We start from the raw sequence: 12,647 nt of genomic DNA, 5'->3' as shown, positions 1-12,647 counted from the left end.
CCGGGCTTTTTTGGTGCTGCTTTTCTCCTAGGCAAAATCAACCGGCCACCGGCGTTGGCTCCCGTTTGCTCGCCTGCCAGTTAGCGGCGATGGCTACGACCATGACCGTGACGCCGGCCACCTCCGTCCACAAGCTTGGGTAGAACACACCGACAATGGCGCCACCAATGGCCAAACGAGGCAGCCAAGACATACGCGTAAACAGGTAGCCTTCTAGCGAGGCCGCGAACGCACATAGCGCCAGTAGCGCGATGACTGCATTCCATACCACCACGAGCACCGGCCCGCCAATGATGATCTCCGGATTGAAGACCATGAACAGCGGAATCAGGTAGAGCCCCTTGGCAAACTTCCACGCTTGGAAGCCCGTCTCCATGGGTTTACTGCCGGCAATGGCCGCCCCCGCAAACCCCGCCAGGGCAATCGGTGGCGTGACGTTGGAGTCCTGGGAGTACCAAAAAACCACCAAGTGAGCGATCAACAGCGGCACACCGAACTCGGCGGTCAGCGCTGGCCCCACCAGCACGATCAGAACGATGTAGCTGGCAGTGACCGGTAACCCCATCCCCAAAATTAGGCTCGCCAACAGCACCAACAGCAGTGCCAGCACCAGGTTGCCACCGGAGAACGCCAGCATCATGGAGGAGAACTTCAGACCCAGGCCGGTCAAACCGACCACGCCGACGATGATACCGGCGACAGCGCAAGCCATGGAGACCGCCACGGCATTGCGCGCGCCCAACTCTAATCCCTGGACCAGCTTCACGAGCCCTGCCCACACGACCGCTTTCGTGCGCTCGACCGTGACCGGTTGCCCCTGTTTGGGTGCCACGAAGAAGTACCATAATGCATAGCGCAAGACGGCCACCGCCACCATGGTGACGACCGCGTAATACCCCACGCGCATGGGCGACATGCTCATGGCCAGCAGCCATACCAACACCGCCAGCGGCAGGAGGAAGTGCCAGCCATCTTTCATGACTTGGCGCATTTGGGGCAGCTCGCTCTTGGCCATGCCCTGCATGCCTTGTTTCAAGGCAATGATGTGGACGAACAGATAGACCGTCGCAAAGTACATGATCGCCGGCAGAATGCTGATTTTGACGATCTCTAAATAAGGCGTATTGGTATATTCGGCAATCAAGAAGGCGCCTGCACCCATCAGCGGCGGCATGATTTGCCCGCCGGTGGAAGCGGCCGCTTCGATGCCCCCCGCCTGCTTCGGCTGGTAGCCCAGTTTCTTCATCAGCGGAATGGTGAACGCGCCGGTGGTGACCACGTTGGCAATGGCGCTGCCCGAAATCGATCCCATACCCGCCGAGGCCAGAACGGCCGCTTTGGCCGGACCGCCGCGCTGGCGTCCAGTAGCGGCGTAAGCCATATCGATGAAAAACTTACCGGCACCCGTGCTTTCCAAAAAAGCACCGAAGAGGACGAAAATGAAGATATAGGTAGCGGCAACTCCCAGCGGCAGGCCAAAAATGCCCTCTTGGCCCAGGTAAAGCTGCCCGGCCACGCGGTCGAGGCTGTAGCCACGGTGCTCCATGATGCCGGGCATCCACTCGCCCAGCCAGGGAAGCTCCCCACGGGGGCCGGCAAACGCATAAACGATAGCGAGCAAGCCAATCACCGTCATACCAAAACCCACCGCGCGGCGGCTGGCCTCGAGTACGGTGACCGTGGCAATACAGGCAACCAAAATATCGGTCTGGTTCCAGAACCCGGCGCGACTGAAGATGGCATCCAAGTTGAACACCAAGTAGCCACCCGTGATCAGCGCACCGGCAAAGAAGACCAGGTCGATTCCCCAGCCCACGATGCCGCGCTTACGATTTGGCCCAAAGGCCGGAAACATCAAAAAGGCCAATAGCATGATCAGCGCTAGGTGAATGCTGCGCTGATAAAATAGGCCCAGCGGCTGAATACCCGCCGAGTAGAGTTGGAATAACGACAGTCCCACCGCCACGATGGTGATACACCATAAAACGAAGCGGGGTTGAATCGCATTGCCGCCCGGCATCACAGTCGGCGGTGGCGTGGATTCGTTCATGAAGTCCTCGGAAGCATAAGCTAACTTTGGGGGTTAACACCCACTTAATTTTTATGAAAAGCGACATCGATCGGCGCACTTATGAGGTGTTTGGCTAACGACACTCAACGCGATGACAAGGCTATCGTGACGCGTTGGCCAGCCGCTCGCTCACTCAGGCTCACGGTGGGATGCTCGCCATCTGGCCACATGACGCGGTGATTGACGGCCGTCGAGCCGACCCGTAGTACGTAGCGATTGTTCGCCACTGGCTCGTCGATGGCATTGATCCAGTAACCGCCCTGGCCGTCCGACACCTGCTCGCCGCGCCCGAAAATGTGCCCAAGCCCAGCGGCAAAATCCGGTTGGTGGCTGCGCTCGAGCTGCATCGTGCCACCCGCGTTGCGGTAACAGTCCAACACCGTAAAGTGCTCGACAGAGTGCTGCCACTGGATGCACCAGCGGCTGCCCTGCGGCGCGGCTGCATCTACGAGCGTGTCGCCCTGCTCGGTCACGACCCGCAGATGCCAAGACGCAGTCGCCGAAGCGGGGGAGGCCCCCGCTTCGGCGAACAAACCACTCATCAGTAAGAGCGCCATCAGTCGTCGTTGCCACTGCATGGCACGGCTCCTAATGGGTTACGGACGCAGACGGTCCGGGATCTCAGCGCCAACTTCTTCGAAGTAGCGAAGCGCGCCCGGATGCAGCGGTACCGGCGTAGAGTTCATAGTGAACTCGATGGTGGTGTCATTGGCAGCCGGGTGGACAGCAATCAGCTCATCGGTGTTTTCGAACAGCAGCTGAGTCAACTGGTAGGCCAGCTCCTCGTCCATATCGGCGTTGACGACCAGCACGTTAGGGATACCGATGGTCTGTACCGCCTCGTCCATACCGTCGTACATGCCCGCCGCCAGCTCGTAAGGTGCAAAGACCGCTTCCTCTTCCTGAGCGTTGGCGATCTCTTCATCCGACAGGCTAATCAGGCGAATGTCGCGGGTCGCGGCGAGGTTGAGAATGGAGCTGGTGGGCGGCCCAACGCTCCAGAAACCGGCATCGATATCGCCATCACGAATGGCGTCAGCGGTTTCGTTGAAGTTAAGACGTTGGGGCGTGAAGTCTTCATAGCTCACGCCGTTGGCTTCTAGCAGAGCACGGGCGTTCAGCTCGGTGCCGCTACCCGGTGCGCCTACAGAGACACGCTTACCGGCCAGGTCGGCAATGCTCTGAATGTCAGACTCTGCCAGGGTGACGAGCTGCACGGCATTGGGATACACCGACGCCAGCGCGCGGGTGTTCTCGATCTGGCGGCCTTCGAAATCGCCGGTGCCGGTATAGGCTTGGTAGACCGTATCGGCCAACGCCAGCGCCATATCGGCGTCGCCACGCATGATCAAGCCCATGTTCTCGACCGAGGCGCCGGTCACTTCAGCCGTCGCTTGAGCACCTTCGATATGGTTGTTGATCATTTCGGCAAAGCCACCGCCGATGGGGTAGTAAACGCCGCCAGTACCGCCCGTGGCAATCGAGAGCTGCTGCGCGCTGGCAGGCAGCGCCACGGCGAGCATGGAGGCGGCGACGGTATATTTTAGAGTTCGCATGAGCGTTTCCTCCGTCCTACTTGGACTTATAGGTATGGTTGACGTAAAGGAGGTGTGAAGCCCCAGCCCCAGGCTGGTGTTGCCAGCCTTTGGAGCGGTGGACAGAAGTTAGCACGGCTGGCGCGTAAGATGCTAATCCAGCGCCATGCGGCTTTTTATTTCAACAGCGCTTTGACGTGCTCGACGATATGCGCCCCGATAGGCAGCGCCGACGTGGCCGCCGGCGACGGCGCATTGCCAACGTTCACCGTGCGCTTGGTGTTCACGAACAAAAAGTCGTCCACCAACTTGCCATCCTTAGAGACCGCCTGGGCGCGCACCCCTGCGGGATAAGGCGTAAGATCGTCGAGCGTCAAGCTGGGACAGTACTTACGCACCAGCTCGAGATAGCCACGCTTGTAGAGCGAGTTTTTCATTTCGAAGAGCCCCGGCTTCAAGTGTTTACCTAACACCTTCAAGATACCAGGGTGGGTGAACATCTGGCCCATGTCACTCAGCGACATGTCCTGTTTGCGGTAGCCCTCGCGTTTTAACGCCAACACGGCGTTCGGCCCCACGGTGACCGTGCCATCGATCATCCGCGTCAGGTGAACGCCCAAAAACGGCATGGCAGGATCGGGAATAGGGTAAATCAGATGGTTGACGATTTGGTTGTGGCGCTCGGGTAGCCGATAGTACTCACCGCGAAAGGGGCAAATCGTAAAGCCAGGGTCTTTGCCCAGCATGCGGATGACGCGATCGGCCATCAGTCCCGAGCAAGAGACGAGGTAACGACCGGTGAAAGCGCCCTTTTGGGTCGTCACCACTACCTCGTTGGTACGCTCTTCCAACCCGGTCACGCGGTGGTCAAAGCGGATCTCACCGCCAAGGCGGGTAAACTCCGCCGCCATGGCACGGGTCACCTCGGCGTAGTTCACAATGCCACTCGAAGGCACGTAAATCCCCGCCACGCCGGTGATATTGGGTTCGCGCTCTTTGAGCGCCTCGGTCTCTAGCCACTCTCGCTCCAATCCGTTGGCGGCGGTGCGCTCCCACAGCGCCTCCATGCGCTGTTTTTCGAGTGCATTGGTGGCGACGAGCAGCTTGCCGCAGATGTCGTAGCGCACGCCGTGCTGGTCGCAGAATTCACGGGTGGCGCGGTTGCCTTCCAGGCAGAACCTCGCTTTCAGGCTGCCCGGCGTGTAGTAGACCCCCGCATGAATCACACCGCTATTGTGACCGGTTTGATGCTGGGCCGCTCCCGACTCTTTCTCGATCACCAAAAGGCGCTTATCTGGGTACGCCTGTTGCAGCTGCATGGCGGTAGAAAATCCCAAAATACCACCGCCTACAATGATGAAATCCCACATGAATGTCGTTACCTGTGCCAAATTTTCAAAATTTATTGATAATAGCCGCTATTCAGCGTTGACCGCCACGCCCCTACATTGGTCTAAGCCACATTGGTTCAAGGAGTTCCCATGGAGCATGAAGCCCCGCGTCAAAACCTCGCGATGAGCGCCTACCAATCGCTCAAGCATGACATCATTCGCGGCCGCTACGCGCCTGAAGAGAAGCTCTTGATGAGCCGCTTGAAAGCGTATTACGGGGTGAGCACCGGGCCGCTGCGCGAAGCCCTTTCACAGCTGGTGGCCGACCGTTTGGTGGTCGCCATCAGTCAACGCGGCTACCGAGTGGCCGCCATGTCGCTGGCCGAGCTGAACGATATCTACGATGCCCGCGCCCAGTTGGAAGGGCTGATTTTGCGCTTGGCGATCGAGCGCGGCGACGACGATTGGGAAGCCAACGTACTGGCGACCGCCCACCGGCTAGCCAAAGTGACCGAAGTCAGCTCCCCCGACGAGCTGCTGGATGGTTGGGATTTGCGCCACAAAGCGTTTCACACCGCCATCGCCAGCGGCTGTAACTCGCCGCACCTGCTGCAAATGCGTGACACCCTCTTCGATCAGGTGGAGCGCTACCGCCATTTATGGCTGAAAGAGACCGTCATGTCGCCCCAAGCCCTTGACACCAAACGCCAGGAGCATGCCGCTCTGGTCGACGTGATTCTGGCGCGCAACGCCGAGCAAGCCGCTAACCTGATGCGCGACCACCTCATGACGCCAGTTCCCATCATTACCCGGGTACTCCAAGCCCGTGGCATCGATTAAAATCTTCGTTTTAAAAAAATGTAGAAATTTTTAAATAACGGCGATACATTGGGCTCAACACGATCATCTTTCGGAGTTCACGCCATGACACGCTTCAACTGGGACGACCCGCTACTGCTGGAAAGCCAGCTCACCGACGAAGAGCGCCAGATCCGCGATGCCGCTCACGACTACTGCCAGGAAAACCTGCAGCCTCGGGTGCTCAGCGCCTTCCGTGAAGAGCGTTTTGATCGACAGATCATGAACGAGATGGGCGAGCTGGGCCTGCTAGGTGCCACGGTGTCTCCGGAATACGGCGGTGCGGGCGTCAACCATGTGGCTTATGGCCTAATCGCCCGCGAAGTAGAGCGTGTCGATTCCGGCTACCGCTCGGCCATGAGCGTCCAGTCGTCGCTGGTGATGTACCCCATCGAAGCCTACGGCTCCGAAGAGCAGAAGCATAAGTACTTGCCTAAGCTTGCCAGCGGCGAGATGGTCGGCTGCTTTGGTCTGACCGAACCCGACCATGGCTCCGACCCAGGCTCCATGATTACCCGTGCGGAAAAGGTCGATGGCGGTTACCGCCTGACCGGCGCCAAAATGTGGATCACCAACAGTCCGATTGCCGACATTGCCGTGGTATGGGCGAAATCTGCCGCCCACGACAACCAAATCAAAGGATTCATCGTCGAGCGTGGCACCGAAGGCTTCTCCACCCCGAAAATTGAAGGCAAGGTCTCTCTGCGCGCCTCCATCACCGGCGAGATCGTGTTGGACAACGCTTTCGTGCCCGAAGAGAACCTGCTGCCTAACGTGAGCGGCCTGAAAGGCCCCTTCGGCTGTTTGAACAAAGCCCGCTACGGCATCGCTTGGGGCGTGATGGGCACCGCCGAGTTCTGCTGGCACGCTGCCCGTCAGTACACCCTCGACCGTAAACAGTTTGGCCGCCCGCTGGCCGCCAACCAGCTGATCCAGAAGAAGCTGGCCGACATGCAGACCGAAATCACCCTGGGCCTACAAGCCGCTCTGCAAGTGGGCCGCCTGATGGACAGCGGTAACTGGGCGCCGGAAATGATCTCGCTGATCAAGCGCAACAACTGCGGTAAAGCGCTGGATATCGCTCGCGTGGCCCGCGACATGCACGGTGGAAACGGTGTCTCCGACGAGTACGGCGTGATTCGTCACATGGTGAACCTGGAGTCTGTGAATACCTATGAAGGAACTCATGATGTGCACGCCCTGATTCTGGGCCGCGCGCAAACCGGCATCCAGTCGTTCTTCTAAATTCGTAGCTACTCAGCGAGGCACCCGATGAGCACAGCCGCCAAGCCCCTAGCAGGCATTAAAGTACTCGATATCTCTCGGGTACTAGCAGGCCCTTGGTGTGGGCAGATGCTGGCCGACATGGGTGCCGAAGTGATCAAGATCGAGCGTCCCCAAAGCGGCGATGATACCCGCCACTGGGGGCCGCCCTGGCTCTCCGGCAGCACGGAATCGGCCTATTACCTGTGCGCCAATCGCGGTAAGCGTTCGGTGACGGTGGATATGGCCAAGCCCGAAGGCCAAGCGCTGATCAAGCAGCTCGCCGCGCAGTCGGACGTGCTGCTCGAGAACTTCAAGGTGGGCGGGCTGAAAAAGTATGGCCTGGACTACGCGAGCCTGAAAGCACTCAATCCCGGCTTGGTCTACTGCTCCATCACCGGCTTTGGCCAGGAAAGCCCTTACGCCCACCGGGCGGGCTACGACTTCATGATCCAAGCCATGGGCGGCCTCATGAGCCTGACCGGTAAACCGGACAGTGAATCCGGGGGCGGCCCGGTCAAGGTGGGGGTCGCCATCACCGATATTTTTACCGGCCTGTACGCCGCCAATGCGGTGCTGGCGGCCCTCTACCAACGCCGCGATAGTGGCAAAGGCTGCCATATCGATCTGGCACTCATGGATGTGCAGGTGGGCGTGTTGGCCAATCAGGCGTTGAACTACCTGACGTCTGGCCAGGTGCCCCAACGTCTGGGTAATGCACACCCCAACATCGTGCCCTATCAAGCCTTTGCCACGGCCGATGGTCATATGATCGTGGCAGTCGGTAATGACGAGCAGTTCAGACGCTTCTGCCAGGTGATCGACCAGCCGCAGCTCGCTCAAGACGAGCGCTTCGCCACCAACGGCAGCCGAGTTCAGCATCGCGACACCTTGATACCGCTTCTGGAATTGGCACTTGGCGCACAACCTACCGATACTTGGCTTTCGGCCTTCGAGGCCGTGGGCGTGCCCTGCGGGCCGATCAATACCCTGGATCGCGTGTTCGACGACCCCCATGTCAAAGCACGCGGATTGAAACAAACGTTGCCCCATTCCCAGGCAGGTGAGGTCAACCTCGTAGCCAATCCGATCCGCATCAACGGCGAATCGATCAGTGCCACCACAGCGCCGCCCACGCTTGGCGAGCACACGGACAGCGTGCTGGATGCCATCGGCATCAGCGATGAGCAGCGCCTAGCGCTTCGCCAAGCGGGCATAATCTAATCAGACGCTATTGGCGGCAAACGAACCTACCGCCCCGCTTCTCAAAACGCCCTTCGGGGCGTTTTTTATTGGGAGGAAAGCGTTCACCTCATCGCCCACTTCGCTATACAAAACCTATACAGACATGACATAAGCCGCTAGACTGGCGATATCTTCTCTGTTGATACCTGTCTAACAAAGCACGGACATACTCGGGCTTTTGACAATCAAGGTGAGCGGTATTGCCGCCACGTTAGCGAGCGCAAGCGAACATGTCAGGAGACGTTATGGGTAACTGCGCGCGGGTAAATGGCACGTGTAAACGCTGCGAGGGAGCGCTCCCCTTTGATTTCACGATGGCGTTTCAACCCATCGTGGACGTTGCCCTGGCACGCGTGACGACCCACGAAGCCTTGGTTCGAGGCATCAATGGCGAGTCGGCTTGGAGTGTCATTTCCCAAGTCACCGATGACCTACTCTACCGCTTTGATCAATCCTGCCGAGTCAAAGCCATCGAGCTTGCCAGTGAACTAAGTATGGAAACGGATCTTTCCATCAACTTTCTTCCCAATGCCGTATACGAACCGGAAGCATGTATTCAGGCAACGCTAGAAGTCTCGCAGCGAGTCGGCTGGCCAACCGACAAGCTCATTTTCGAGATCACCGAAACCGAGCGTGTGCGCGACCGGCAACACATCTGCAACATCATCGACGCCTATCGCTCCATGGGCTTCAAAACCGCTCTCGATGACTTCGGTAACGGCTATGCCAACCTGGACCTGCTCACCGACCTCGCCCCGGACAAGCTGAAAATCGATCGCGAACTGGTGATGCAGTGCGACCACGACCCTCGTCGTCAGGCGCTGCTGAATGCCATTATTGTGCTCGCCTCCGAACTCGACATGACGCTGATTGCCGAAGGTGTCGAGACCCGCGCTGAAGCCTTATGGCTTGCCCAGGCGGGGATTACACGTCAGCAGGGCTTCTTCTATGCCAAACCGGCGATCGGCAAGCTGGGCACCGAATTGACCCCGCTGCTCGAGGCGCTGCGGTCAGAGTCCCAGCGACGCACGGAGAGCTGAATGACCAGCATGAGCACGGACCATCTCTACCAACTGGTGAACCGTTCCAAACGGAATACGGAGAACGTCATCAAAACGGCGCCTCTCGGTATCTGCATTACCGATCCTCACGGGTATTTCGAGATGGTCAATCCGGCCTACTGTCAATTTTACGGCTATCGAGAAGAGGAGCTGATTGGCCAGCACTTCACGCTCGTGGTGCCTGAGGCGTACCGCGCCCAAATGCGTCAACTCCACGATGAGTTCATCCACGGCGAGGAGACCCATGAACTGCGTCAGGAGTGGGAAGTGCGCTGCAAGAATGGCGAAGCCCGCACCATCATCGCCGAAGCTGCCCGTATCGAGGGCGACGATGGTCAATCGCGCAAAGTCACCTTCATCGTCGATATCACCCAGCGCAAGCAGCTCGAGGAGCGCTTGAAACAGGCCAACGAACGTTTGGAGTATTTGGCCCACCATGACGAGCTCACTGGGCTGCTCAACCGTCGCCAAGGCCTCGCCAAACTCGAAGAGGCGATCGAGCGCTCTCGCCGTTACGGCAACCCGCTCAGCATCGTGCTGTTCGATCTCGACGATTTCAAGAACATCAATGACACCTACGGCCACAGTACCGGCGACAGCGTTCTACAAGCGCTGACGCAGGTCGTCAATCAACAGCTGCGAGAGACCGACTTCCAAATACGTCTTGGCGGCGAAGAGTTCTTGATCATCATGCCAGAAGTCGATGCCGATTCGGCCCGTATCGCCATGGAGCGCATTCGCCAAGAAGTCGCGCGAACGCCCTACACCGAACATGCGCTAACCGTCACGCTATCGGCGGGCATCGCATGCTACATTGAAGCCTCGAGTACTCGAATGCTTGATCGCGCCGATAAAGCGATGTATCAGGCCAAACAAGCCGGGCGCAACCGGGTTGTCATCGCACCGTCACCTGTGTGATCAACGCTATTGCGCACTATGCTAAAGCAACACCCTATCCTAAAAGGAGCTGAGTCATGAGCAATGCCGAGCTTAACGAACTAAAGCAGAAATACGTCGCGGCGGGCGCTGCAAGCCCCGCTACCGCCTTTGCGGATCGCGCCGAAAACGCTGAGATCTGGGACGCCGACGGCAACCGCTTCATCGACTTCGCAGGCGGCATTGGCGTGTTGAACGTGGGGCATCGGCATCCAAAAGTCGTGGCCGCCGTCAAAGCCCAATTAGATAAGGTGATGCATACCTGCCAAACGGTCATGCCTTATGAAGGCTACGTCAAAGTGGCCGAGAAGCTGAGCCACATCGTTCCTGTGCGTGGCCACGCCAAAGTGATGCTGGCCAACTCTGGTGCCGAAGCGCTGGAAAACGCAGTAAAAATTGCCCGCGCCGCCACCGGCCGCTCTAATGTCATCTGTTTCGACGGCGGCTATCATGGCCGGACCTTCTACACCATGGCCATGAACGGTAAGGTCGCGCCCTACCAAACCGATTTCGGCCCGATGCCCGGCACCGTCTTCCGCGCCCCCTACCCGGTGCCTTATCACGGTGTCAGTGAAGACGAAGCGATTCGCGGCCTGAAAATGGCGCTGAAAACCGACGCCAACCCGAAAGACACCGCCGCGATCATTCTGGAGCCGGTGCTGGGTGAAGGTGGTTTCTATCCGGCCCCGAAGAGCTTCTTGGAAAAGATCCGCGAAATTTGCGATGAGCACGGTATGCTGATGATCATCGACGAAGTGCAGTCGGGCTTTGGTCGTACCGGCAAGATGTTCGCCATCGAGCACAGCGGCGTCGAGCCGGACATGATGACCATGGCCAAGAGCATGGCCGACGGCATGCCGATCTCTGCCGTGGTCGGTACCGATAAAATCATGGATGCCTCAGGCCCGAACTCCCTGGGCGGCACCTATACCGGTAGCCCCACTGCGTGTGCAGCGGCGCTGGCCGTCATGCAAGTCTTCGAAGAAGAGAACATTCTCGAGAAGAGCCAAGCGGTGGGTGAAAAGCTGGCTCAGCGCTTCGGTGGCTGGCAGAGCAAATTCGACTGCATCGACAACGTGCGCAACATGGGCGCCATGGCCGCGTTCGAGCTGGTCAATAACAAGACCGACCGCACGCCAAACCCTGAACTCGCTGCGGCGCTGTGCAAGAAAGCCCGCGAAGAGGGGTTGATCCTGCTGTCCTGCGGTATGTACGGCAACACCATTCGCTTCTTGATGCCCGTCACCATTGAAGATGACGTGTTGAATGAAGGCCTGGATATCATCGAGTCCTGCCTAGAGTCACTGATCTAAGCTTCGATACGAGCCACAGCGCCGCCTCTATGGGCGGCGCTGTCGTTTGTGCACGTTTATTCTCGTCAGATGCACAGGGGAACCAGCCTACTGACCCACGCGAACACCCTCTCCTTCTTATGTACACGTCGCTGCAGCTATAGCATCACAGAAAACACGCGATACTGTCGGACATGTTGATGTCAATCACGACTCCTCTATTGAACGCCTCTTGCAATACGTTATAACATATCAAAACAACACAACGGAGATTTGATCATGCCAACACTTGCTAACAAAAAGGCCTGCGCGATGGCGCTAAGCATTGCGATCCTAGCCAGCGCCCCGCATGCCTTTGCTAATCACGATCACGACCATCACCACGATGATGGTGAAGCCCACGCGCATGACCATGACCATGACCATGACCATGACCACAATCATAGCCACGATCACGACCAGGGCCATGCGCATGACAACGATATTTACGCGGGCTATTTCGACGATGCGCAAATTGCCGATCGCGCGCTTTCCGACTGGGAAGGCGACTGGCAATCCGTATATCCCTATTTACTTGACGGCACTCTAGACCCTGTCTTCGCGCATAAAGCCGAACAAGGCGATAAAACTGCCGAAGAGTACAAAGCCTACTACGACACCGGTTATGCCACCGATGTCGAGCGGATCGTGATCGATGGCAGCAGCGTCACCTTCTTTGCCAACGGCGAGTCGATGACCGGCGACTACCAGTACGATGGCTACGAGATCTTGAATTACGAGGCCGGTAACCGAGGCGTTCGCTTCATCTTCGAACTAGCAGACGACGCCAGCGAAGATGCGCTCCCCCACTATATTCAGTTCAGCGACCACAGCATCTACCCGACGGATGCAGGCCACTACCACTTGTATTGGGGAGATGATCGTGAAGCGCTGCTGGAGGAGTTGACCCACTGGCCGACCTACTATCCTTCGTCGCTCAGTGGCGAAGAGATCGTCGACGAAATGTTGGCTCACTGACGGTTTAGCCCGACACTCGCCATCCCCGAGCGCTGGCC

General features: G+C 58.3%; 11 protein-coding genes. 7 read left to right on the top strand and 4 right to left on the bottom strand.

Translation table 11 applies throughout. The annotated features are described in order from the left end of the window. Positions 1-37: 37 nt before the first annotated feature. The 4 genes from GYM47_RS03585 to lhgO all read right to left on the bottom strand — a co-directional run bounded on the left by GYM47_RS03585 (position 38) and on the right by lhgO (position 4,976). Positions 38-2,050 (bottom strand): TRAP transporter permease, encoded by a 2,013-nt coding sequence (locus GYM47_RS03585; protein ID WP_153842148.1) that lies wholly within the window; start codon positions 2,048-2,050, stop codon positions 38-40. Positions 2,051-2,154: 104 nt separating this feature from the next. Continuing rightward, positions 2,155-2,649 (bottom strand): DUF1850 domain-containing protein, encoded by a 495-nt coding sequence (locus GYM47_RS03580; RefSeq protein ID WP_139525121.1) that lies wholly within the window; start codon positions 2,647-2,649, stop codon positions 2,155-2,157. A gap of 18 nt (positions 2,650-2,667) precedes the next feature. Next, entirely contained in the window at positions 2,668-3,627 is a 960-nt protein-coding gene (locus GYM47_RS03575) for a TAXI family TRAP transporter solute-binding subunit (protein ID WP_139525120.1), read from the bottom strand. Positions 3,628-3,782: 155 nt separating this feature from the next. Further along, positions 3,783-4,976, bottom strand: a complete 1,194-nt coding sequence (lhgO, locus tag GYM47_RS03570; RefSeq protein WP_153842147.1) for an L-2-hydroxyglutarate oxidase — start codon at positions 4,974-4,976, stop codon at positions 3,783-3,785. Positions 4,977-5,087: 111 nt separating this feature from the next. Here lhgO and csiR point away from each other — a divergent pair, with 111 nt between their 5' ends. The 7 genes from csiR to GYM47_RS03535 all read left to right on the top strand — a co-directional run bounded on the left by csiR (position 5,088) and on the right by GYM47_RS03535 (position 12,609). Next, entirely contained in the window at positions 5,088-5,777 is a 690-nt protein-coding gene (gene csiR, locus GYM47_RS03565) for a DNA-binding transcriptional regulator CsiR (protein WP_153842146.1), read from the top strand. 84 nt (positions 5,778-5,861) lie between these two features. After that, complete coding sequence (locus GYM47_RS03560; RefSeq protein WP_153842145.1) at positions 5,862-7,040, top strand: acyl-CoA dehydrogenase; 1,179 nt, start codon at positions 5,862-5,864, stop codon at positions 7,038-7,040. Positions 7,041-7,067: 27 nt separating this feature from the next. Further along, positions 7,068-8,282: a CaiB/BaiF CoA transferase family protein gene (locus GYM47_RS03555; protein WP_139525116.1), complete on the top strand. Its 1,215-nt coding sequence runs from the start codon at positions 7,068-7,070 to the stop codon at positions 8,280-8,282. Positions 8,283-8,548: 266 nt separating this feature from the next. Then, positions 8,549-9,343, top strand: a complete 795-nt coding sequence (locus GYM47_RS03550) for an EAL domain-containing protein (protein ID WP_153842144.1) — start codon at positions 8,549-8,551, stop codon at positions 9,341-9,343. Further along, positions 9,344-10,282 carry a GGDEF domain-containing protein gene (locus GYM47_RS03545; protein ID WP_153842143.1) on the top strand — a complete coding sequence of 313 codons (939 nt, stop codon included), beginning with the start codon at positions 9,344-9,346 and terminating at the stop codon, positions 10,280-10,282. It abuts the gene before it with no gap. A gap of 56 nt (positions 10,283-10,338) precedes the next feature. Further along, on the top strand, positions 10,339-11,613 hold the full coding sequence (gene gabT, locus GYM47_RS03540) for a 4-aminobutyrate--2-oxoglutarate transaminase (protein WP_153842142.1): 1,275 nt from the start codon (positions 10,339-10,341) through the stop codon (positions 11,611-11,613). Between the two features lie 258 nt (positions 11,614-11,871). After that, a complete protein-coding gene (locus tag GYM47_RS03535; RefSeq protein ID WP_231125506.1) occupies positions 11,872-12,609 on the top strand; it encodes a metal-binding protein ZinT in 738 nt (245 codons plus the stop codon). The last annotated feature ends 38 nt before the right edge of the window (positions 12,610-12,647 follow it).

It is taken from the genome of Vreelandella piezotolerans, from assembly GCF_012427705.1.
Lineage (GTDB): Bacteria > Pseudomonadota > Gammaproteobacteria > Pseudomonadales > Halomonadaceae > Vreelandella > Vreelandella piezotolerans.
Note: the sequence above shows the minus strand (reverse complement) of the source record. Positions and strands in the feature narration are given on the sequence as shown.